Genomic DNA, 22,964 nt, shown 5'->3' on the forward strand with positions numbered 1-22,964 from the left:
GCCATCTCGACCCGGACGGCGCGCAGCCGCTCCCCCTCCCATTCGGGTGGCGCCGCGAAAGGATCGCTGGAATGAACACCGAGACTCTAGAGGCCACCGCTACCCGGCCCGAAGCTTCCGCGCCCGAGGCAGGTCTTAGCCGCACGCTGACGCTGGTCATGGCCGTCGCGACCGGGCTTGCGGTCGCCAACATCTATTACAACCAGCCGTTGCTCGGCATCCTGGAGAAGGACCTGCCCGGCCGCGCCACCACTCTGGTGCCGACCGCGACGCAGCTCGGCTATGCGCTCGGCCTGTTCGCGCTCGTGCCGCTGGGCGATCTGGTCGAGCGGCGCCGGCTGATCGTCTGGCAATTCGGGGCACTCGGGATCGCGCTGGTGGGCGCGGCGCTGGCGCCCAACGGCCTCGCGCTGGCGGCGGCCTCGTTCGCGGTCGGTGCGGCGGCGACCGTCGCGCAGCAGATCGTGCCGTTCGCCGCGCACCTGTCCTCTGACCAGAAGCGCGGGGCCACGGTCGGCACGGTGATGGCGGGGCTGCTCTGCGGCATCCTGCTGAGCCGGACGCTGGCGGGCTTCGTCGGGCAGCACGCCGGCTGGCGCACGATGTTCTGGCTGAGCGTGCCGCTTGCGCTCGGCACTGGGGCGATCATGCGCTGGCGCCTGCCGCACAGCCGGCCCGACAGCGACCACGACTATGGCACGCTGCTGCATTCGCTGGTCGGGTTGTGGACGTCGCTGCCTGACCTTCGCCGCGCCGCACTGACACAGGCCCTGCTCTTCGGCGGCTTCACCACGTTCTGGACGACGCTGGCGCTGCACCTGCAGGAGCCGCGCTTCGGCATGGGCGCCAGTGTCGCCGGGCTGTTCGGGGTGGTGGGTGCGGTGGGCATCCTCGCTGCGCCGATCGCCGGACGCTTTGCCGATCGCAGCGGGCCGCGCGGGGTGATCCTGGGTGGCACGGCGCTGGCGGTGCTGGCTTGGCTGGTGTTCGGGCTGTGGAACAGCGTGGCGGGCATGGTCGTCGGCTGCATCGTGCTCGACTTCGCGGTCCAGGCGGTGCTCGTGTCGAACCAGCACATCGTCTATGCGCTGCGCCCCGAGGCACGCGCCCGGCTCAACACCGTTTTCATGGGCGTGATGTTCGTCGGCGGCGCGGCCGGGTCCGCGATCGCCACGGCGGTCTGGGGCTTTGCCGGCTGGACCGGCGTCGCCGCGGTTGGCGGCCTGATGGCACTGGCCGCCTTCGCGCTGCAGGGCCTGGCGGCGCTGCGCCGCGCTCAGGCCTGATGGGGCCGGGCAGCGGCGGGGTGGCGCATGCACAGCAGCGTGCCGCCCAGCACCGCCGCGCCCGATAGCGCCAGCGGCAGGGCCAGGCCATGGCGCACCACCAGCCAGGCGCCCAGCGCCGCACCGGCAAGGATGGCGCCCACTGCGGCAAGGCGGCGGCGCAGATTGGGGCTCGTGCCCCCCGCGGCGCGGCTGTCGGCGGCAATGCCGGTGATCGTCAGCGTCAGCACCGTGGTGGTGAGATCGGGCACTTTCAGCTGGCGCACCGTGGCGTTGCGAAAGCCCATCGCAATCGCCGTCAGGCCGATGATCGCATAGAGCGCCCAGCCGGTAGACGCCGACTGCGGGTCGAAGGCGAAGGCCAGGGCCGCAGCCAGCCACAGCAGTACCGTCTCGAACAGCGCGGCGGCGGTCAGCCAGTGGCGCAAGGGGCGGGTGCCGAGAGTGCGGCCGGCCCGACCTGCGACGAGCGCGCCGAGGATGAAGGTCAGCAGCGCGACGAGGTTGGGCAGCACGCTGAACCCCGGCGTCTGCGCCAGGCCGAAACCGAGGAACACGATGTTGCCGGTCATGTTGGCGGAGAACGTCTTGGCGAGCCCGAGCACGCTGACCGCGTCGATCAGGCCGGTCGTGACCGACAGGACCAGGAGCAGCCCGGGCAATGGCGAGCCGGCCGGCGGGGAGGGGGGCGTCGTGGGCACGAAAAAGTCTCCTTCAGAACCGAAAGTTCGCCTCGGTGCCGACCAGCGTGATGGTGCGCGCGGGGCCGGTGGCGCGGATGAAGCCGCCCGGCAGGAAGGCCGAGGCGGAAACCGACAGCTCGAGCTCGGCGGTCGCCTGCCAGGCCAGCGTGGCCTCGGCTTCCTTGCCGATGAAGCGCGCACCGCTGGTGCCGGGGCCGCGGACCAGATTGCCCGGGATGTCGTAGATCCCGTCGCCGGTGGTATAGCGCCAATAGGCCATGCCGGCGAGGCTGGCGGTCACGCCCTTGCCGAGGACCGCGCTGACCCGCGGGTTGGCGCTGACGATGTTGGTCGGCCCCACGGGCGACAGCTCGCCGAAATACTTGCCCTTGGGAAACAGCGCATTGAACGTGCCGATCGTGCGGTCGCCGGCGCGGGTATCGCCGCTGACCACGTTGACGCGGACCGTCGCGTCGGGCGCACCGGGGGCTTGTGCAAAGCGATGGCCGATCTCGCTGGCGAGTGTCCAGGCGGCGATGCGGCGGGTGCCAAAGCGGCCGACCTGCGCTGCCGCCTCGAAGTTCCAGTGCCAACCCTCGCGCGTGCCGAAGACGCGCGCGCCGAAGGTGTGGCGCACTTCTCGATCGGTCACGCCGCCATAGTGCGCCTGCCGGTTGCGAGTGCCAAGGTAGTAAAGATCGAGCCCAACGTGCGCCAGAGTCGCATAGCTGCCCCAGAGTGCCTTGGCGGCTGACGTGCGGTCGTCGAAGCTGGCCGGGCCGGGCGCCACCGGATTGAGCGCGAAGACATTGATTTTTGCCGTGCCGATGCGAACGATCCCGCGCACGCCGTCGAAGGCCAGCGGGACGTTGGGGCCATAGCGCGTGCCGACCAGCCGCTCGCTGCCCAGCGACAGCATCTGCCGCCCGGCGCGCAGCGTAACCGGCCCGACATTGGCCTCGGCAAAGCCCTGCAGCAGGTCGGTGCGCGTCTGGCTGACCGGGCTGACCGGCGCGGCCATGCCCACGGCATAGGCGGCCACCGGCTGGACGAAGGCGCGGAACCTGCCGAGATGCAGGTCCGCATAGGGCAGGGCGCGTAGCCAGAGGTAGCTGTCGTCGGGCACCGGGGCGCTGCCCCAGAGATCGGCGGTGATGTTCTCGTTGCGCGCACGCAACTCGATGCCGGTGGAGACCCAGGCCCCGTCGCCGAGCGGAATGTACTTGAACGGGCCGGTCCAATGGTGCGCCCGCTTCGCCGCGTCGGCCAGGTCCGACCAGTCCTCGTCGTAGCGGGTGATCGTCAGTGTCGGCGCTTCCCAGGCCTCGGTCGTCTGTGCCCCGGCGCCGGTCGGCAGCAGCAGCAGCAGCAGCAGCACGGCCGCCGCTGGCAGGAGCGCCTGCCTAGGCACGGCGACGATCCCGGCCGGCCTCCAGTTCCGAGACCAGCGCCGCGAGTACCAGCCCGCCGATCAGTCCCAGATGCTCGAAGAAGGCATTGGTCGCCATGAAGCGCTCGGGGCCGGCGGGCATCGTCCAGAAGGCATTGGCGGTGCAGGCCGCAAGCAGCGTGAATACCCCCAGCGCGCCGGCCCCCAGCCAGACCAGCCGCCCCGCGAGCAGAAGCGCGGAGCCTGCCAGTTCGACCGCGATCGTCAGGGCTGCCCAGAGCGCGGGCGGCGTCATCCCGAAATGGGCCTGTTCGGCGACGGCGCCCGGCCAGTCGGTCAGCTTGACGAGTCCGCCCAGGAGATAGGCACTGACCAGCAGCAGGCGCGCGAGAAACCAGGTCGGCGGCCAGTCGAGGATTGCATCGACGAAGCGCGGGTCTCGCCCCGGCCTAGCCATGTCAGCGCCCCGCGTCGGAATGGATCTCGGCGATATAGCCGCCGGGGAAGCGCACGATGGCGCTCTGGCGCGTGCCGAATGTGGCCGGCGCGACCAGTGTCTCGACGCCCGCCGCCTGCGCCTTGGCGAGGGTGGCGGCCAGATCGGGCACGGCATAACCGGTCATGTCGCGGCCATAGGGCCAGGGCAGCAGGCCGTCGCTGACGAAGACCACCATCTTGCCGTAGCCGCTCTCGATCGACACGCGGCGGATGGTCTTGCCCGGCTGGCCCACTTCCGCGCCCGGCCCCGCGCGGTCGTCGGCGGTCACGCGGCCATGGGCAAAGCCCGTCCATGCGGCGATGAAGCGGTCGGCGGCATCGGCGGTCAGGTAGATGCGGTTCTCGGGCACGGTGGCAAGCGGGGCATAGCTCGGCTTGGTGGTGTGCCAGTACAGCTGCATGTTGACGCCGCCCGGCCACTGCACGATCGAATCCCGGCCGATCGGATCGGGAAAGGTCGCGAGCCGGCGCACCGCGCCATGCTTGACCGCAGAGGTCACCGCGGCATCGAGGTCGGTCACGAGATAGCCGGTGCGCTCGTCACCGAACGGGTAGGGGATCGGCGTCTTGAAGCCGAAGACCGAAACCGTGCCCGCGGGGGTGAGCGCCAGCTGCGACTTGGTCAGGCTTTTGGTCGGCGTGACCTGGAATTCGCCCTGCTTGCTGGTCGTGCCGCCGAAGGTTGCGACGAAGCTGGCGACGAAGCGGTCGAAATCGGCCTCGGGCACGTAGACGTGGGTCGTGTCGTACTGCGGACCGACCGCGAAGTCGGCCACCAGCGCCGGCTGGGCCGGACGCGCGAGGGCAGGCGGCGCGGCGGCGACGGTGCCGGCAAGCGCGGCGGCGATGACGAGGGCGAGGGACTTCATCGAGGGGTACTCCGTCATGGACGAGAACGGCGGGGGGCGGCGGTCAGACGGCCCAGCAGCCGCAGCCGAGCGCGCCCCAGAAGGTCTGCACGTCGCGCGCCGGAACCGAGGCGCCGAGCGCTGCGGCGTGGTCATGGCCATGAACCGCGCACGACGATGCGCAGCCGCAGGCCGCAGCGAGCTTGGCCTTCGCCTCGGGCGTCTTGTGATAGCCGCCGAAGGTCGCGACCGGCGACCAGTCGGGCATGGGCCGCGGAAGCTCGGGCGCCAGCGGGGCATAATCCCCCTCGCCATGCACGACCTTGCCGCCAAGCAGCGTCAGCATCGCGCGGATGTGGACGATCTCGGTTTCGGGCACGGCGAAATAGTCGTCGGACAAGACCGCCAGATCGGCCAGCTGCCCGGCCATGATCTGGCCCTTCTTGCCCATTTCGTTGGAGAACCAGGTGTTCTCGTGCGTCCACATGCGCAGCGCCTTTTCGCGGCTTACGCGGTTGGCACCGGGATAGAGCCGCATGCCGCCCATCGTCCGCCCGGTCACCAGCCAAGAGAGCGAGACCCACGGGTTGTAGCTGGCGACGCGCGTGGCGTCGGTGCCGGCACCGACCGGAATGCCCGCGGCGATCATGCGCGCGATCGGCGGCGTGCGCTCGGCCGCGCGGGCGCCATAGCGCTCGACAAAGTATTCGCCCTGGTAGGCCATGCGGTGCTGCACCGCGATCCCGCCGCCGAGCGCGGCGATACGGTCGATGTTGCGGTCGCTGATCGTCTCGGCGTGGTCGAAGAACCAGTTGATCCCCGCCAGCGGAATGTCGGTGTTGACCTTTTCGTAGACGTCGAGCGCGCGGCCGATCGTCTCGTCGTACGTCGCATGCAGGCGCCAGGGCCAGCGGTGCTCGGCCAGCAGGCGGATCACCGGCTCGAGATCGCCTTCCATGCTCGGCGGCATGTCGGGACGCGCGACGCGGAAGTCCTCGAAGTCGGCGGCCGAATAGACCAGCATCTCGCCCGCGCCGTTGTGACGATAGCTGTCGTCGCCCTGGCCGGGGCTCACCTGCTTCACCCAACCCGCGAAGTCAGCCAGTTCCTCCTTGGGCTTCTGCGTGAACAGGTTGTAGCTGATGCGCACGGTCAATTGTCCGTCGGCGTGCAGCTTCTCGATGATCGCGTAGTCGTCGGGGTAGTTCTGGAAGCCGCCGCCCGCGTCGATCACGCCCGTGACGCCCAGGCTGTTGACGTCGCGCATGAAGTGACGCGTCGAATTGATCTGGTAGTCCTCGGGCAGCTTGGGGCCCTTGGCGAGGGTCGCGTAGAGGATCGTCGCATTGGGCTGGGCGAGGAGCAGCCCCGTGGGATTGCGGGCCGCATCGCGCACGATCTCTCCGCCCGGCGGATTGGGGGTGTCCTTGGTGTAGCCCACCGCGCGCAGCGCCGCGCCGTTGAGCAGGGCGCGGTCGTAGAGGTGCAGGATGAACACCGGCGTGTCGGGTGCCACGGCGTTCAGTTCGGCAATCGTGGGCAGGCGCTTTTCGGCGAACTGGTGCTCGGTGAACCCGCCGACCACGCGCACCCATTGCGGGGCGGGGGTGCGGTCGACCTGCGCCTTCAGCATCGCCATCGCCTCGGACAGCGACGGCACGCCGTCCCAGCGCAGCTCCATGTTGAAATTGAGGCCACCGCGGATGATGTGCATGTGGCTGTCGATGAGGCCCGGGATCACGCGGCGGCCCTTGCAGTCGATCACCGCGGCATCCGGGCCGGCGGCGGCGCGCACGTCCTGCTCGCTGCCGACCGCCAGGAATCGGCCGTCACGAATGGCGATCGCCTCGGCCTGGGGGTTGGCGCGATCGAGCGTCGTGACCTTGCCGTTGACGAGGATGAGGGCGGCGTCGCTTGGGGGGGTGCTCATGCCTTTTCCTCGCGGCTGTCGCTGGTGCGGGACGTGTCGATGGGATGGCCGAGCACCTTTTCGGCGCAGTCGGTACGCAGGAACGCGACGACGTCGTGGCCCCCCGCCATGCGCCTGGCGAGCGGAAGGGCCTGTTCGCCCAGCAGCATGCCGAGCAGGCCGATCAGCGCGATGGTCGGCGGCGCCGGCGAGCGCACGCCGAGAAGGCTGTAGATGACGCCGACGAGCAGCCCGACGGCGAGCGAGATCAGATAGGGCTTCATCACATGTCCTTCCCGGCGTGCCGTTCGATCAACCGCGCGCGAAGGCGAGCAGGTCGGCGTTGAACGCGTCCTGGTTGATCGTCGGGATAGCGTGCGTGCCGCCTTCATAGACCTTGAGCGTCGCGTCGGGCACGATGTTCACGGCGCGCTGGGCGGTGATGTGGATGGGCACGACGTGGTCGGTATCGCCGTGAACGATCAGCGTCGGCACGTCGATTGCCTTGAGGTCCTCGGTGAAATCGGTCTCCGAGAACTGCTGTACGCATTCGTACTGCGCGAAAGCGCCGCCGGCCATGCCCTGCTGCCAGAACGCCAGGCGCAGGCTCTCGTCCTTGGGAACGCCGATGTCCCAGCCGAAGAATGTGTCCGGAAACGCCATGTAGAAGCCCGAGCGATTGTCGGCGACCGCCTTGCGGATGCCGTCGAACACTTCTTGCGGCAGGCCGTCGGGGTTGTTGGGGCCGAGCTTCATCACCGGGGTGACGGCGCCGACGAGCACGACCTTGGCCACGCGTGCAGTGCCGTGCCGACCGACATAACGGGCGACTTCGCCGCCGCCGGTCGAGTGGCCGACGAGGATTGCATCCTTGAGGTCGAGATGCTCGATCACGGCGGCGAGATCGTCGGCATAGGTGTTCATGTCGTTGCCGCGCGGGGTCTGCTCCGAACGGCCGTGGCCGCGGCGGTCATGCGCGATGACGCGAAAACCCTGGGCGGCGAGGAACAGCATCTGGCCGTCCCAGGCATCGCCGTTGAGCGGCCAGCCATGCGAGAACACGAAGGGCTGGCCTTCGCCGAATTCGCGGAAATAGATCTGTGCGCCATCCTTGGCAGTCACGAAGCCCATGGGATCATTCCTTGGTTACAGGAGAAAAGGGATCAGCGGGGGCCGGCAGGCCGGATATGCGGGGGGAAGGCCCGGCCTGCCGGCGGGCGCGGTCAGTGACCTTCGGACGCGCCGAACATCATGCGCGCATACTTGATGCCGAGGCCGTAGCCGCCACCCAGTTCGGCGGCGATGCCGGTGGTCGAGGCGTAGGTTTCGCTGCGCGCCCAGTCGCGCTGCAGCTCGAGCATGTACTGCATGGCCGTCATCGGCTTGGCGCCGAGCTGGATCATGCGCTGGCAGGCGCGCTCGTGCGCCTCGGGCGACACGTCGCCGCAGGCATCGGCGATGAAGTAGGCATCGAAGCCCTGGTCGATCGAGGACGCCACCGGGCCGACGATGCACACGCTGGTCCACAGGCCGGCAAAGACGATGCGCGGCTTGCCGATGCGGTTAACTTCGGCGATCACCGCCTCGTCTTCCCAGGTGTTCATCGAGGTGCGGTCGAGCAGCGCCTGGCCGGGGAAGGGATCGGTCACTTCGCTGAACATCGGGCCTGAGAAGCTCTTCTCGGCTACGGTGGTCAGGATCGTGCTGACGCCGAAGGATGCTGCGGCCCGCGCGACGAGGGCTGCGTTGTTGCGCAGCAGTTCGGGCGCGATTGAATTGGTCGCAAAGGCCATCTGCGACTGGAAGTCGATCAGGATGAGCGTGTGGTCGGTCGGCGAAATCAGGGACTTGCCGGGGGCGGCGGTGGCAGTGACGGTCATCTGCGAAAGGCTCCTTGCAGCCGAACGCGCAGCATCGGCCCGGAAAATCCGGGGCGTCACGGCGTGATCGGTACGGGAAAGAGGGCGTATCGGCGCCGCGCTGCTTGGGCGATGCGCTCGGCACGCCGCTGGGTCTACGCCCCGGGGTCGCGACCGTCTTGGACAGGATTGATGCAAACCCTTCGCAATATCCCGTTACCGGGAACCAACTGCGCCGGGATCAGAGCTCGATAAGGCCGCGCCGTGCCGCCAGGGTAACCGCATGGGTACGATCGACGGCGCCGAGCTTGGCGAAGATCAGCTTCATGTGGCCCTTGACCGTCTCCTCGGAGATGGCGAGGCGCGCGGCGATCCGCTTGTTGGAATTGCCCCAGGCCGCCAGCGACAGCACCGCGATCTCGCGTTCGGTCAGCCCTTCGTCGAGCACATGCATGGCGATGGCGGTGGCGACGCTGGCGTCGAGGTGCTTGCCGCCGCGATGCACGGAGCGGATCGCGTCGAGCAGTTCGTGGCGCAGGCTGCCCTTGAGCATGTACCCCGATGCGCCCGCATGGAGCGCCTTGAGTGCGCGGCCGTCACCGGTGAAGGTGGTCAGCACGATGATGCGCGCGCGCGGGTCCGTCGTGCGGATCGCGCGGATGGCGTCGACGCCAGACATGCTGCCCATCTGCAGGTCCATCAGCACGACATCCGGCCGCTCGCTGGCATAGAGCGCAATGGCTTCCTCGCCGTTTGCGGCCTCGGCGGCGATGGCCATGTCGTTCTGCGTCGAGATGACGGCGCGCACGCCTTCGCGCATCAGGGCGTGGTCATCGACCACGAGCACGCGGATCACCGAGGCAAGCCTGCATCGGGCTTCGCTGCGCGCCTCGGTGGGGCGTTCGAACGCAGTCACGCGCGCCTCCGCAGACCGGTGTGGTCCGGGAGCCCGGGACGGCGAACTGGCATGCGGGCGGACACGGCAGGTTGCTTCCTTGTAGTATGGCGGGCGCGAGGGCCGGGTGCCGCGTTGAGGCCCGGACGGGACTTCGACGACCGCGTGGTGCACACCGGAGTGGTGAAACCATTGGGCGGCCGCGAACCACGACGGCAGGCCCGCGACAACGGTCCGTTTCGGATAATACCTTGCTTCACGCCGAATTCCTACGGATCAATCGTCCGGGCTGCGCAAGTCTGTATCGGGTTCGGCCAAGGGCGCCGAAAGGGCCGCGGCAACAGCCGTCGCGTGGCGACCACGAATGTCGAATGTCCAGTCCATCGCGTGGCCGGGTGCGCCGTGGCGTCCGAGGGCAGCAAGCGCGCCGTGCATCATCGCTTCGGCGGCGGGCACGGCCCATGACAGGGGCGGCGCGCTTCCGCACCAGCCCAGCAGGCAGGCCGTGTTCCGGGCAGCCATGCGCAGGGCGGCGTCCATCGCCAGCGCAGTCAGGTCGCCGATGCCGCCCGTGTCGGCCGGGCCGGCGGTGAATCGTCCCGTCTCTGCATTGCGCAACCGGCCGTCGCTATGGACATGCGGGGTGGGTCCCAGCCCGATCAGCATCAGCGCACCGGCGCGGAGCGGGGCGGGTGGAGCAATCAGCGTGAGGGTTTCACCCCAGCCACCGCGAAAGATGCCGCCCTGCCGCAGCCGCCGCAGCGTGCCGTGCCATGCCCGGTCGAGCGCCGCAGCGCCGCCGCCGGGTCGCTCTCCGTCGATCTGCTCCGCCATTCCGACGACGAGCAGGTCGACCGCGCTGTTGATCGCGTCGATCCGGGCAGCGTGAAAGGCTACGCCACCACGCCGGCCGAGCGGGCGGGGCCGCGTCAGGGGCATGAGCGTTCAGGCGGCGCGAAGCATGCGGCGCCACGCGCGCGGCGTCGTCCCGAACGCCCGGCGAAACAGGCGCGTCAGGTGAGCCTGGTCGGCAAGGCCGCAGGCGCAAGCGATCGCGGAAAGCGTGTCGGGCGTGTGCCGCATCAGCAACTGGGCACGCAACAGCCGCTGGCGCACGATATAGGCATGCGGGGTTTCGCCGAGGCTGGCCTTGAACGCCCGGCAGAAATGGCCGGTGCTGACCCGTGCCACGGTTGCCAGATCGTCGACCGCAAGCGAGGTCTCGAGATGGGCCGCGACATATTCCTCCACGCGGCGGATCTGCCAGGGTGCCAGGCCGCCCTTGATCGTAACCGGCGTGACGGCACAGATGGTCGGCTGGACGGGCTGGAGGGGTGGGCCGGATCGCAAGGCATCGCCGTGGGTGGTCGTGGCAGCGATCTGCCCGATCCATGCCATCTCGGCGGAGGAGGTGTAGTCCAGTCTCACCGGGTGGCCCGGTGACGACGTCTCGATGCGGGCTGTGGGTTGTGGCATGCGCAAAACTTGCGCTTTTCCAACCAGATCGTGCAGCCCCGCAAGGGCCAAGGCACACCCCTCTTATGAGGGGTATGCGCGCGTGCGACGATGCCTAGCCCTCCGCTTTGCCAGTGGCTGCGGCTGCCATTCCGATATATGAAACATAAACGAATCGTATTTTAAAGGTCGAAGGACGAGCGATGGGATTGGTCAAAATCGACGAGCACCTGCACGAGGAAGCGCGGCGCGCGAGCACGGTCCTATGCCGCTCGATCAATGCCCAGGCCGAATTCTGGATGAAGATCGGCATGATCGCCGAGGCCAATCCGACGATGACGTTCAACGATATCGTTCGCGCTCAACTGGCACGGGCCGAGCTCGACGCTGTTGCCGGAACCGTCGCAGCATGAGCGAGGCCTCCCACGACGATCCGGCAGCCGAGGCGTTCGAGGCGCAAATCGCGGCGTTCTTTGCCGACTACATCGATGCCTTCGTGCGCGAGGATGCCGATGCCTTGGCCGAGATGTGGGACGACGTTGGCCTCTTTCCCACACCCGCGGGCAATTTCGCGATGGAGCGTGCGGCTTTCCGAGATCACTGCGCCGGCCTCATGGCGTTCTACCGCCGGCAGGGCGTGCACAAGCCGGAAGGCCGTCTGGTATCCGCCGTCGAACTGTTTCCCGGCGTCGCCCAGGCGCGCATGGCCTATCGCATGCTGGGCGAGGCGGGCGCGGTGGTCGCTGAATGGGATCACGTCTACATCCTGCGCCGGCACGAGCGTTGGCGCGTCTCGCTGACGATTGCGGACGGCGAGATGGCGGCCTGGCAGGCGCTGGGCGCGGAATTCTGACGCGTGGTGCTAGAATGGTGGTCCGGTTTGGGGGGCGTATCCGGTTGCCGAGTTAGTGCCCGCGCGGAAAGAGATGAAGCTGGACACCGGATAAAGTCCGGGCTGACGGGTTAAGCTATCTGAGCGTAGCGTCGTCACCCCGGACTTGATCCGGGGTCCAGCTGTGGGCTTATCCCGCATGTGGGCGGCAGGCAGTGCAGAGTTGAAGCCAACATTGAGGTCGGGCCAAGCCACTTTGCCACAGTCCCCGTCGAGGTACCTCTCACTCACCCGCTGCACCGAGCGAATAGTTCGAATGGCCTGGCGATTGTCGACCGGTAGCACAATCCTGGCCTCACGGTGGCACCCTCAGGCAGACCAAGATACTCGCCATCATGCAATCGCATTGGCCAAGCGGATTCGCACCCGGCAGAGCGTTCGCGCGCCAGCCCCACGCACGCTCTCCACCACCCATCAGCGACAGGCGCTTCACCAAGCCAACAGCCGTTCCCGCGCCGCTGCGGCGGGCAGGCACTGCGCGGCGTCGAGGCGCGGGGTGAGCCTGCAATCCCACCAGGCACCTTCACCGCTGCCGCCCCGATCGCGTCGATAGAGGAAGGCAAGGGCAGACCCCTCCTGTCCGCGGCGCCGGCCCGTGACCATGCAACGCGGGCGATGGCCACATGCCTCGAGTGCGGCAATGGCATAGCGGCCTGGGGGCATCGCCGGATCGAGCAACAGCCCAATGTGGTCCGCGTCCGACGCGATCAAATCCTTTCGGGTTGGAGCGTCATGGGCGATATCCGCCGGTGTGCGGCCCGCAGCCATGTCGGCGTTGCCATTACGATGGGGTGCAAAGAGCTCGGTGCGCACACCACCTGCGACGGCATCATCGCCCAAATCGCCCTCGTCCAAACGCGCAAACTGGAGCTGGCCGAGGGATGACCCCGCCGCATGGGCGAGGGACAGCGAGGCCAAGGCATTCTCGTGCGGCTCTGCTCCGAATTCTCCTGGCACACGACGAAAGGCGGCATGCCGTCCCCATCCGCCGCGCCAGCGGTAGAAGGCGTGAACGCCGACCGTCGCCAGTTTGTCCATTTGGTCGCGCCAGCGCGGCACCACATAGTCGGCGTGGTAATGTGTCGCCCAGCCGACGCGCGCATCGACCGCGCCCGCCAACGCTGCGCCGGCAATCGCGCGTGCCCGCGCCCAGACGGCCGCGGCGGGGTGACGCGCGTCGAGGCTGCCGTCGCAAGTGAACGTGAACTGGCAACCCGTGCGCCGGTCCGAGCCCTGGAACACAACGCCGCAGACGCTGGCGGCGAAGGCCGGATGTCGCGCGCGGTTCAGCACGACCTGAACCACCGCGCGCTCGCCCGACGGATCGTCCCCCGCTTCGTACCATGCGGCTGCGGCAAGGCAGTCCCGCGCCCGGTCCTGCGAATCCGGGGGCAGGCCTTCCAACACGAACGGCGTGGCGACACGATCGGGCTGCGGCATCTCGACAATCGCGACAGCCGTGACCGCGGCGTTCGACAGGCGCGCTTCCTCCGCCGGTAGCGGCATGAGCGAGGCAGGATCGGGCAAGGTCGGCGTCGTGCTGCCGTTTGAGACCGGTAACGGCCCGTGCCGCGCGGCGGCCAGGTCGATCGAGATCGGATCCGGTGCCCGGGCGGGAGCAAACCAATGCAGCAGCATTGCCAGTGCGACCACGAATGCGACGGCGATGCCCAGCCGCCATCGCATGTCGACCAGGCCTGAGGCTGTCCACATGGTCGCTTCACCGGGGAGCGGGGTGGCGACAGCTTCCCGGCTCATCAAAATACGTACTTTAGCGTGAGGGTCGCGCGATTCTGGTCGAACTCGCGCGGCTTGGCGGCTGCGGCGTTTGTGCGGGCGAGGGCGTGGCGCAGCGTGGCATCGAGCGTCACGTGCGGAGCCGCCTGCCACGTGGCCGTAAGCTCGCCACTGGCGAACCGATCGACCCGACTGCCGCCGCGATACGTATCGATGGCGTAGGACACGGCGGGGCGCAGGATCAGCGTGCGCAGCAGCTCATGCGCGGCGCCCAGCGTGAAGCGCTGCTGTACCACGCCCGCCACGTCGATGATCGGCGAGCGCTGGATCGTCTTGCCGGCATCGAGACCCAGCGACGTGAGCGGGGTCACGTGCCAACGCAGGTTGGCGCTATAGGCGAAACCGGCGATCACCGGATAACGCGGGCTGGCGAAGACCTGCCGCAGATATCCGGCCGAGATCGTGCCCTCGACCAGCCGTTCGTGGCCGAAAGCCAGCCCCGCCAGCGCAACGAACCCGTGCGAGGCTCGCGCCGGGGTGCCGGGGTTCTCGTGCGGATACCGGCTGGTGTTGACCTGCAAGGCGACGAACGTGCCCACGGCGGGGGACAGGGCCTGCGTTACGCGCACACCGGCGCGGGCCGTGGCATAGTCCCGTTGGCGCAGGGGAATGACCGTCTGGCCGTCGTGGCGAACGGCATAGTCGTAGCGATCGAAATCGAGGTCGAAGGCGAGGCGCGTGGGCCCGCGGTCCCCCTCCGCATGCGCGATCAGGGTGATCTGGCGATAGGCGATCGGCGCCACGCCGAACAGCGTGTCACCCGTCGTGCCGCGCGTTTCGATGCGACGGGCGATGCCGGCATCGAGGGACACCCTGAGATGGGCGGAAAGGTCCGCCGTGGTTTGCAGGGTGGCGCCGTAGCGATCGGTGCCCTCGCGCGGATGGCTGGCATACCGTTCGAACAGAGCATCAAGGCGCAAGGCAAGCAGGTGGCTCTGGCCGTGCTGCTCCACCGCCAGGGCAGGGGCAAGGCTGCCGCCGATATCCGACACCTGCGGGCTGCGCCGGGCGTAAAGATCGTCCGTCGCGATCGTGCCGAACGCCACGCTGGGTAAAAACAGCAGCGATCCGGTCGCGATGCCAGTCCCTTCCTGACCGGGGCGGACGCGGTTCTCCACCGTTTCCGGCCCAAGCCGCCGCTCCCCGTGGATGGACTGCGCCGCCGCCAGCACCGGACATGCCATGGCACCCGCCAGCGACCCGCAACGCAAGACCTGGCGCCAATGTCGACCCAGCCATCGCGATCGCAGGAGCGGCACGCTGCCGCCCCGCCATGCGCCCCTGTGCATCCGGCGTCCCCGCGCCCCGCATTCCGTCTCGATTGCCATGGCTGGACGATTATCACCGGCGCCGCCGCACTGCGGCCCGAAGCAAAACCATTACTGAGTGATTTTGCCGGTGCTCGCTTAACCATCAGGTTTGGCGCGCGGCCAAGGCTTACCGATACACCGGCAAAAGCGTGCCACAGCCGGAATTCTCGTGCCGCTGGAGGCATTTGCGATCCCGAGGTGCCCGCCGCGCAAATGATCCGTTTGCGTGGCGATTGCCCTCAGTAGTTTTGCGCATGCGCCGGCCAGGCCTGGTTAGGGGAAGCCCGAAAGCATTCGTTGACGGTGCTCTGTCAGTCGGGAGGCATGAGCATCTTGCCCGCCCGCATCGCCCCCTGGCACATCGTCTACGCCGCGCGCATGACGGCGCCTTTCGTCGCAGCCTTGATGGGTGGGACTTATGCCGTGGGATCGGCGACGCCGCAGAGTACGGCGGCGCTCGCCTTGCTTTTAGGGCTGCTCATGCTGGCGGCTGTGCCGCGCCGCCGCGCGGGCGAATTGCTGGGCGTGGCGGCGGTGTGGATGACCCTGGCGGAGTTTTGCGTGGCCTCGCAGACCGGCCAGATGCAGGTGTGGCGTTGGGCCATGTCCATCGCGGCGTTGGGGATCGTGGTGGTGCCGCTGAAGATCCAGCACTTGCGGATGCTGGCCCGGCGCGAACCCTATCGCCGGCTGGCGGACCGCACGCGGCGGCGCCAACGCCGGGAAACCACGGTGAACGCCCGCGGCACCGGATCAGCTCTTCGCCCGGCAGGCGAACGGGCCTGCTGACGTGCCATGCCTCACAGGGGGCGTGGTTTTCGCCGATCCGTGGCCGTCAAGCGTGCGGCGTAGATGTCGAGCAGGCTGGTGGTCCACGCGCGCGGCGATAGCGCCAGGTCGCACGTAGCGGCGAAAGCGGCCTTGCTCATCACCGCAATCCTGTCGTCATCGTCGGCCAGCGCGCGCAAGGTGGCTGCGAAACTGCCAGCGTCGCGCGGATCGATTGCGACGGCGGCACCGCGACCCGCCAAATCGGGGGCGAGCAACGCGGTTTCGGCGAGGACTACCGGTATGCCCGACAGGGCTGCCTCCATCGCCACCAGACCATAGGGTTCGGGGTAGCGGCTCGGCATGACCAGCATCCGGGCTTGCTGGGCGATGCGGGCAATGTCCGGCGCAGACAACCTGCCCGACAACTGCGCCTGCGGATAGCGCGCGCGCAGCATGGGCTCGAGCGAGCCGCTGCCCACCAGTCGCAGGGGGAGGCCTGCCTGCTGTGCGGCGGCGGCCGCGAGATCCGGGCCCTTGGTTTCCTCCAGCCGCCCCACAAACAGGATCTCGCTGTTGTTCTCGGCGGCGATGCGGGTCGTGGACCAGGGTTCGACCGGATTGGGCAGGGTATGGATCGCCTCGCGCGGAATGCCGGCACGGGCAAGCAGCGGCGCCATGGCGGAATGGATCGCCAGGATCGGCGGCGCGGCAGTCGGACGCAGCACCTGTCGCTGAATCGCATAGCGGGCAAGGCGCAGTGTCTTGTGGGCGCGACCCTGGCGGTCGCAGGGCGTGGTCAGGCATTGCCGTGACAGCGGCGCGGCGGTGCAGGGGGTGCCGCTGCGCAAGTCTGCGAAAGCCCCGTTGGGGCAAGCGAGGAAGAAGTCGTGCGCCGACACGACGAGCCGATCGCGCACCGGGGCCAGCGCATGAAACACGGCGGGCGAGAGGATCTGCGACCAGCCATGGAGATGATAGACGGTGCCCGGCGTATCGTGCGTGGCAATCCAGCCCGACACCATGCGTGCGGCGGCGTGGTTCCACAGCGCCGCCATTGCGGCCTGCAGCCGGGGCCGTGACAGCAGCCTTGCCTGGCCGAGCGCAACGCAGTCGATCCCGGCGGCGGCGAGTGCCCCGTCATCGCCACCGTCGCCCGCGACCATGGTGACGGCGAGGCCCCGTTCGCGAAAGGCCAGGGCGGACTGTACCGCCAGCGCGCTGGCCCCGCCCATGGGCCGGGACAGGTCGTTGACGACGACCACCCGGTCGATAGCCGTTGCGCGCATCACGTATTGGCGCAGGCGGCTCTGAGCCGCTCTGCCAGCAGGGTTATGTCGGCGCGGGTGCTGGCGATCAGCGCGGCATGTCGTGCGGCATCGACGCCTTCCGCCAGAGCCTGTTGGGCAAGTCCCGCCATCGCTGCCGGCGCGCAGGTCGTGCCGTTGACCGCGAACCGCGCGCGCCCGGCCAAGTCGAAGAAGCTGGCGAGCTTCTCGTCCCAGGTCAGGCCGATCGTCGGAACGCCGAAGGCATGCGCGGCAATGCAGGCATGCATCCTGTGGGCGATGACGAGATCGCAGCCGGATACGAACGCCGCAAGATCGGCGGGGGCGGAAAAGGGTGCCGCCATCGACACCCATCCGCGCGGCGCGGCATTCCGGTAGGCGGCGTTGCCATTGGCCATCCAGCCTTCGACGTTGCGTTGGAGACAGGACTGGTCTTCCGGGCTGCCGTTGGTGAAGAGCACCACATCCATGCCGGTCTCCGCCAGCGTGCGCGCCACATTGCCATACCACCCGCATAGCGCCGTGTCGGCCTCCTCCGCGCTGTGCTTTGCCTTCATGTGCTGGCCCGGGTGGTGCTGGCCGACGTGGTAGCGCAGCGCGAGCGGCGCGGTGATGCACAGGCCGACATGCGGACGCCCGGACACGGTGGGAGAGGAGGGGGGGGCTTGCGGGTAGTGGCGTGCCGCAACCAATCCAGGATCGCCCGCAAGCGTTGCACCCGCGGCGCCGTCGGCCACCAGTTGGGCCTGCCATGCCCGGCGCGAGCGCTCGTCGCGGACGGTGGCGTGGACCAGCGGCACGCGGGTAGCGGCGCGCGCCAGCAAACGTCTTCCTTGCGCCGACCAATCGGCGCCCGCGCCGACGGCATGGACGGCGAGTGGTATCCGATGGCGCGCCACCGCGCGGACTGCGGCATCGAGCTTGACCGGAAAGTTGAGATCCGCATCGGTGAACAAGTTGCCGCCCCCGATGACGGCGGCATCGCAATGTGCAAGCTGTCGCCGGAAATGGGGTCGCAGCACGAGGACGGACAAGGTGCGTAGCGTCAGCCCAGCGCAGAACCGGCGTAGTCCGGGCGGGAGCCGTTCGAGGACTGCGAGCGCGCACTGCCGCAATGTGGCGCGAAGGCTGCCCGTTCCGGCGGGCAGCCATTTCTTGCGCGCCGCGATGTCGATCGAATAGACCTGTGCCCCGTTGCCGAGCGCCTGCGCCAGTTCGCGCTCCAGGCACTCGGCCAGCAGTCCGTCGCCGAGGTTGGGGCTAAACTTGACGTTAAGCAATGCGATGCGCAGCGGTGCGCGGGCCGCTACGGCCGGGGCAGAGGCGCGTCTTTCTGCCGGACGCGGGGCGCCGCCGTCATGGTACAGCCGGTCGAGCATGGTGGCGGCGGGACACATCGGGCAGCAATCCTTGGGCGGGAGAGACGTGTCCCGTCTTTCCCGCCTTGCCGCGCCGCAGCAAGCATCGATGCAGCCGGTTCGCGACCGTTACGGAGCGATCCCGCCGCCCAGCACTTCGTAGAGGGTCACCATGTTCGTCGCGCGGGCCAGGCGCGCCGACACCAGGGCCTGCCGCGCCGCATAGGCGGTACGGTCGGCATCGAGAGGTTCAAGGAAGGTATTGATGCCGTTGCGATAGAGCGAGCGGGTGATGTCCGCCGCCTTCTGCGCATTGGCGAGATAGCTTTCCTGCGCCTTCAGCTTGTCGTCGATGGTGCCGCGACGTGCGAGCGCATCGGCCACTTCGCGGAATGCGACCTGGATCGACTTCTCGTAGGAGGCGACGGCGACATCGCGCGTCGCCTTGGCGTAGGCGAGGTTGCCGGCCAGCGCCCCGCCGTCGAACAGCGTCTGGGTCGCGCTGCCGCTCGCGGACCACGTGAAGCGGCCGCCGTCGAACAGACCCGACAGGCTGGAACTCGCCAGCCCGAGCAGCCCGGTCAGCGAAATCCTGGGAAAGAACGCCGCGCGGGCCACGCCGATGCGCGCGTTGGCGGCCTCGAGCGTGTGCTCGGCCTGAAGCACGTCGGGACGTCGCAGCAGGACCTCGGACGACAGCCCGACCGGCAGGCTGGTCAGCATCTGCGTGCCGTCGCCCAGCGTGGTGGGAAGGAGCGCCTCGGGCACCGGGGCACCGGTGAGAAGTTCGAGCGCGTTGCGGTCCTGTGCCACGGCGGTGGTGTAATCGGCTACGTCGGCGCGGGTGGTGTCGAGCGCGGTCTGCGCCTGGGCCACCGCCAGCTTGGTGCCGATGCCATTGGCCTCGAGCTGCTGCGTCAGCTTGAGCGTCTGCTCGCGCGTGCCGAGCGTCGCCTGCGCCACGGCCAGGCCGTCGCGATCGGCAGCCAGGGTCAGCCACGCGGTCGCGGTTTCGGAGACCAGCGTGATCTGCGTTGCGCGGCGGCCTTCGGCGCTGGCGAGATAGGTCTCGAATGCCGCGCGGCTGGTGTTGCGCAGGCGGCCCCAGAGGTCGAGCTCGAAAGCCGAAATCCCGCCGCTCAGCTGATAGTTCTCGTTGGTCCCGCTGCCGAAGTTGCCGCCGGCGCCGGTGCCATTCCCGCCATTGCCGCCCCGGCTGATCGAGGCGCTGGGGCCTGCGGTCACCGTCGGCAGCAGGGCGGCGCGGCCGACCTTGTACTGCGCACGGGCCTGCTCCACCGCCGCGATGGCACTGCGCAGATCGCGATTGTTGGCCAGCGCCAGTGTGATCGTGTCCTTGAGGCGCTGGTCGGTGAAGAACGCCTGCCAGCCGATCGCGTCGACCGCACCGTCGCCGGCCGCCAGCGTCGGATAGCTGGTGCCTTGCGGAAGCGCGGGCGCGACGGGCAGGTCGGGGCGCACGTAATGCGGCGCCATGTTGCAGGCGCCCAGCGCCATGAGCGTGCCGCCGGCCATGAGGCCGCGGGCGAGCGTGGCGATGCGGGTCATGCCGTCACCTCGTTGTTGGGATGATCGCGGCCACCGTCGTCGGGTGCCGTATCGGTCTTCTTGCGGCGGTCGAACAGGCGCTTCACCAGCACGAAGAACAGCGGCACGAGGAAGATCGCGAGGAACGTCGCCGACAGCATGCCGCCGAGCACACCGGTGCCGATCTCGCGGCGGCCGTTGGCGCCGGCGCCACTGGCGATGGCGAGCGGGATGACGCCGGCGATGAACGCCACCGAGGTCATGATGATCGGGCGGAAGCGCAGGCGCGCGGCCTCGAGCGCCGCGTCCACCGGCTTGGCTCCGCGCAGCAGCGCGGCCTCGGCGAACTCGACGATGAGGATCGCGTTCTTGGCGGAGAGGCCGATCGTGGTCAGCAGCGCCACCTGGAAATAGATGTCGTTGTTGAAGCCACGCAGCGTGACCGCGAGGACGGCGCCGATGACGCCGAGCGGGATGACCATCAGCACCGAAACCGGCACCGACCAGCTCTCGTACAGCGCAGCGAGGCACAGGAAGATGAAGAAGATCGACGCGCCATAGAGCAGGCCGGTCTGGCTGCTGGCGGCGCGTTCCTGGTACGACAGGCCCGCCCAGGCGACGGCATATCCGCCGTTGAGCTTGCCCGCCATGTCTTCCATCTGCATCATCGCCTGGCCCGAACTGACGCCGGGAGCCGGGTTGCCGACGATTTCCTGCGCGGCGATGCCGTTGAAGCGCGGCAGGACCGGGGCACCCACGGTCCATGTGGTCTGCGAGAAGGCGGAGAACGGCGCCATCTGGCCGTTGCTGCCGCGCACGAACCACTGGCCAAGGTCCTGCGGCTTGCTGCGATAGGGCGCATCGCCCTGAACGTAGACCTTCTTGACGCGGCCGCGGTCGACGAAGTCATTGACGTAGTTGCCGCCCCATGCGGTCGACAGGGTGGAGTTCACGTCCGATGGCGAGATCTGGAAGGCGGTGATCGCCTCGTCGTTGAGCGTGACCTTGAGCTGCGGCGTATCTTCCAGGCCCTGTAGGCGTGCCTGCGTCACGTCCGTGCCGGCGTTGGCCTGCTCGACCAGTTGCTTGCGCGCAGCCGTCAGGGCGGTGCGGCCCTGGCCCTGGGCGTCCTGCAGGTACATGTCGAAGCCGCCCGAGTTGCCCAAGCCGCGGATGGCCGGCGGGGACAGCACGAAGACCTGGGCCTGGCGCCCGAGGCGCATGGCGAAGGCCTTGTTGAGGCGCTGGGCGATGGCCGAGGCGCTGTTGTCGCTGCCCGATCGCTCGTCCCAGTTCTTGAGCAGGATGAAGCCCTGGCCGGTGTTCTGGCCGCTGCCGCCCTGGCCACGGCCCGTGACGATGAACACCGCCTGGATGTTAGCGGCCTCGGTCTTCTGGATATAGGCCTGCGCCTGCGCGGCGACGGCGCGCGTCTGCTCCATCGTCGAGCCGACCGGCAAGGTGTAGCTCAGCTGCAGCTGGCCTTGGTCCTCGTCGGGCAGGAAGCTGGTGGGCAGGCGCATGTAGAAGAAGACCATCACGCCGATGATGGCGACAAAGCCGAGCATCCACGGCAACGGTCGCGCCACCACGCGCGACAGGCGGCTGGCATAGCCGCTCTCGAGCCGGTCATAACGACGGTTGAAGCCGCGGAAGAAGCGACCCTTGGGCTTGTCGGTGGCTTTCAGCAGCGTGGCGCAGAGCGCGGGCGTCAGCACGAGCGCGACGATCACCGACAGCACCATGGCCGAGACGATCGTCACCGAGAACTGGCGATAGATCGCGCCGGTCGACCCGCCGAAGAACGCCATCGGGATGAACACCGCGGTCAGCACGAGCGTGATACCGATCAGCGCCGAGGTGATCTCGTCCATCGACTTGACGGTCGCATCGAGCGGCGAAAGATGTTCCTCGTGCATCACGCGCTCGACGTTCTCGACCACCACGATCGCGTCGTCGACCAGCAGGCCGATCGCCAGCACGAGGCCGAACATCGTCAGCGTGTTCACAGAATAGCCGAAGAACGCGAGGATGCCGAAAGTGCCCAGCAGCACGACCGGCACGGCGATCGCGGGGATCAGCGTGGCGCGCCAGCTTTGCAGGAACAGGAACATCACGACCACGACCAGCGCGATCGCCTCGAACAGCGCCTTCACCACTTCCTCGATCGAGATCTTGACGAAGGTACTAGAATCGCGGGGGTAGTCGATCTGGTAACCTTGCGGCATGTCCTTCGACAGCTCGGTGACCTTGGCCTTGACCAGCTTGGCCGTGGCCATGGCGTTGGCGCCCGAGGCCAGGCTCACCGCGATACCGGTCGCCGGATTGCCGTTGAGCGTGTTGATCGAGGCATAGCTTTCCTGGCCCATCTCCACCCGCGCGACGTCGGTCAGGCGCACCTGGCCGCCATCGCTGCTGGTCTTGATGATGACCTTCTTGAAGTCGTCCACCGTCTGCAGGCGCGAACGTGCGGTGACCGTTGCGTCGAGCCGCTGGCCCTCGAGTGAGGGAAGCGAGCCGATCTCACCCGCGGCGACCTGCGTGTTCTGCGCCTGAAGCGCGGCCGTCACGTCGGAGGGCATCAGGTTTACGCCGGCCAGTTTCGCCGGATCGAGCCAGATGCGCATGGCGTAGGACGAGCCGAACACGTCGGCGGAGCCCACGCCCTCGACGCGTGACAGCGGATCCTGGAAATGAGTCGTCAAGTAGTCGGCGATGTCGGCATTGGTGCTGCGACCCGACGTGTCGAAGAGCGCAGCGACGAGAAGCTGGTCGTTCTGCGCCTTGGTCACGGTCACGCCCTGCTGCTGCACGATGGCGGGCAGGCGGTTGGTCGCGCGCGAAATCGCGTTCTGGACCTGCACTTGCGCGGTGTCGGGATTGACGCCCTTCTCGAACGTCACCGTGATGTTGGCCGAGCCGTTGGTGCTGTTCGAGGTAAAGTAGAGCAGGCCGTCGATGCCCTTGAGCTGCTGCTCGAGAACCTGGGTGACGCTGTTTTCGACTGCGGAGGCGTCGGCGCCGTTATACGTCGCGCCGATCGACACCGTCGGCGGGGCGATGTCGGGATATTGCTCGACGCCCATCGTGGTGATCGAGAAGGCGCCCGCGGCCATCACGACGATGGCGATGACCCATGCGAAGATCGGCCGGTAGGCAAAGAATTTGGATAGCATCGC

At 68.4% G+C, this 22,964-nt stretch carries 21 protein-coding genes; 4 read left to right on the plus strand and 17 right to left on the minus strand.

The features are described 5' to 3' along the window. Positions 1-71: 71 nt before the first annotated feature. Positions 72-1,286, plus strand: a complete 1,215-nt coding sequence (locus tag V7Q48_RS00415) for an MFS transporter (protein WP_442947073.1) — start codon at positions 72-74, stop codon at positions 1,284-1,286. On the opposite strand, the gene V7Q48_RS00420 is transcribed toward V7Q48_RS00415, so the two are convergent. The 11 genes from V7Q48_RS00420 to V7Q48_RS00470 form a co-directional block, all read right to left on the minus strand. Continuing rightward, positions 1,277-1,987 carry a YoaK family protein gene (locus tag V7Q48_RS00420; protein WP_333835606.1) on the minus strand — a complete coding sequence of 237 codons (711 nt, stop codon included), beginning with the start codon at positions 1,985-1,987 and terminating at the stop codon, positions 1,277-1,279. The two genes, V7Q48_RS00415 and V7Q48_RS00420, sit on opposite strands and share 10 nt — an antisense overlap. Positions 1,988-2,000: 13 nt before the next feature. Continuing rightward, positions 2,001-3,347 (minus strand): alginate export family protein, encoded by a 1,347-nt coding sequence (locus tag V7Q48_RS00425; protein ID WP_333835751.1) that lies wholly within the window; start codon positions 3,345-3,347, stop codon positions 2,001-2,003. Between the two features lie 25 nt (positions 3,348-3,372). After that, complete coding sequence (locus tag V7Q48_RS00430) at positions 3,373-3,816, minus strand: DoxX family protein (RefSeq protein WP_333835607.1); 444 nt, start codon at positions 3,814-3,816, stop codon at positions 3,373-3,375. A 1-nt stretch (position 3,817) separates the two neighbouring features. Further along, positions 3,818-4,726 carry a glyoxalase gene (locus tag V7Q48_RS00435; RefSeq protein WP_333835608.1) on the minus strand — a complete coding sequence of 303 codons (909 nt, stop codon included), beginning with the start codon at positions 4,724-4,726 and terminating at the stop codon, positions 3,818-3,820. Between the two features lie 43 nt (positions 4,727-4,769). Then, positions 4,770-6,635, minus strand: a complete 1,866-nt coding sequence (locus V7Q48_RS00440; RefSeq protein ID WP_333835609.1) for an amidohydrolase — start codon at positions 6,633-6,635, stop codon at positions 4,770-4,772. Further along, complete coding sequence (locus V7Q48_RS00445) at positions 6,632-6,898, minus strand: DUF1427 family protein (protein WP_333835610.1); 267 nt, start codon at positions 6,896-6,898, stop codon at positions 6,632-6,634. Before V7Q48_RS00445 ends, V7Q48_RS00440 begins: the two co-directional genes overlap by 4 nt. Before the next feature lie 28 nt (positions 6,899-6,926). Continuing rightward, entirely contained in the window at positions 6,927-7,745 is an 819-nt protein-coding gene (locus V7Q48_RS00450) for an alpha/beta fold hydrolase (RefSeq protein ID WP_333835611.1), read from the minus strand. Between the two features lie 92 nt (positions 7,746-7,837). After that, positions 7,838-8,494: an isochorismatase family protein gene (locus V7Q48_RS00455; protein WP_333835612.1), complete on the minus strand. Its 657-nt coding sequence runs from the start codon at positions 8,492-8,494 to the stop codon at positions 7,838-7,840. Positions 8,495-8,714: 220 nt separating this feature from the next. After that, a complete protein-coding gene (locus V7Q48_RS00460) occupies positions 8,715-9,329 on the minus strand; it encodes a response regulator (RefSeq protein WP_442947075.1) in 615 nt (204 codons plus the stop codon). 315 nt (positions 9,330-9,644) lie between these two features. Then, the gene (locus V7Q48_RS00465) at positions 9,645-10,307 is read right to left on the minus strand and encodes a peptidase M17 (protein WP_333835614.1); all 663 of its coding nucleotides are present in this window, start codon (positions 10,305-10,307) and stop codon (positions 9,645-9,647) included. Positions 10,308-10,313: 6 nt separating this feature from the next. Further along, entirely contained in the window at positions 10,314-10,844 is a 531-nt protein-coding gene (locus V7Q48_RS00470; RefSeq protein WP_333835615.1) for an AraC family transcriptional regulator, read from the minus strand. A 182-nt stretch (positions 10,845-11,026) separates the two neighbouring features. Between V7Q48_RS00470 and V7Q48_RS00475 the strand changes: the two genes are divergently transcribed. Together V7Q48_RS00475 and V7Q48_RS00480 are read left to right on the plus strand one after the other, a co-directional pair. Further along, a complete protein-coding gene (locus V7Q48_RS00475; RefSeq protein ID WP_333835616.1) occupies positions 11,027-11,236 on the plus strand; it encodes a ParD-like family protein in 210 nt (69 codons plus the stop codon). Next, positions 11,233-11,676: a hypothetical protein gene (locus V7Q48_RS00480; protein WP_333835617.1), complete on the plus strand. Its 444-nt coding sequence runs from the start codon at positions 11,233-11,235 to the stop codon at positions 11,674-11,676. The genes V7Q48_RS00475 and V7Q48_RS00480 overlap by 4 nt, the downstream gene beginning before the upstream one ends. Before the next feature lie 468 nt (positions 11,677-12,144). Here the strand turns inward: V7Q48_RS00480 and V7Q48_RS00485 are convergent, their stop codons facing one another. After that, positions 12,145-13,473 (minus strand): cell wall hydrolase, encoded by a 1,329-nt coding sequence (locus tag V7Q48_RS00485; RefSeq protein ID WP_333835618.1) that lies wholly within the window; start codon positions 13,471-13,473, stop codon positions 12,145-12,147. Continuing rightward, entirely contained in the window at positions 13,473-14,696 is a 1,224-nt protein-coding gene (locus V7Q48_RS00490) for an outer membrane beta-barrel protein (protein ID WP_333835619.1), read from the minus strand. The genes V7Q48_RS00485 and V7Q48_RS00490 overlap by 1 nt, the downstream gene beginning before the upstream one ends. 450 nt (positions 14,697-15,146) lie before the next feature. Between V7Q48_RS00490 and V7Q48_RS00495 the strand changes: the two genes are divergently transcribed. Then, positions 15,147-15,611 (plus strand): hypothetical protein, encoded by a 465-nt coding sequence (locus tag V7Q48_RS00495; protein ID WP_333835620.1) that lies wholly within the window; start codon positions 15,147-15,149, stop codon positions 15,609-15,611. Between the two features lie 11 nt (positions 15,612-15,622). Here the strand turns inward: V7Q48_RS00495 and V7Q48_RS00500 are convergent, their stop codons facing one another. The 4 genes from V7Q48_RS00500 to V7Q48_RS00515 all read right to left on the minus strand — a co-directional run bounded on the left by V7Q48_RS00500 (position 15,623) and on the right by V7Q48_RS00515 (position 22,961). Next, positions 15,623-16,879 (minus strand): glycosyltransferase family 4 protein, encoded by a 1,257-nt coding sequence (locus V7Q48_RS00500; protein WP_333835621.1) that lies wholly within the window; start codon positions 16,877-16,879, stop codon positions 15,623-15,625. Next, complete coding sequence (locus V7Q48_RS00505; protein WP_333835622.1) at positions 16,879-18,276, minus strand: polysaccharide pyruvyl transferase family protein; 1,398 nt, start codon at positions 18,274-18,276, stop codon at positions 16,879-16,881. Before V7Q48_RS00505 ends, V7Q48_RS00500 begins: the two co-directional genes overlap by 1 nt. A gap of 90 nt (positions 18,277-18,366) precedes the next feature. After that, the gene (locus V7Q48_RS00510) at positions 18,367-19,806 is read right to left on the minus strand and encodes an efflux transporter outer membrane subunit (protein ID WP_333835623.1); all 1,440 of its coding nucleotides are present in this window, start codon (positions 19,804-19,806) and stop codon (positions 18,367-18,369) included. Continuing rightward, positions 19,803-22,961: an efflux RND transporter permease subunit gene (locus tag V7Q48_RS00515; RefSeq protein ID WP_333835624.1), complete on the minus strand. Its 3,159-nt coding sequence runs from the start codon at positions 22,959-22,961 to the stop codon at positions 19,803-19,805. The genes V7Q48_RS00510 and V7Q48_RS00515 overlap by 4 nt, the downstream gene beginning before the upstream one ends. Between the last annotated feature and the right edge of the window lie 3 nt (positions 22,962-22,964).

The sequence above is a fragment of the Novosphingobium sp. genome (assembly GCF_036803765.1).
Classification (GTDB): Bacteria; Pseudomonadota; Alphaproteobacteria; order Sphingomonadales; family Sphingomonadaceae; genus Novosphingobium.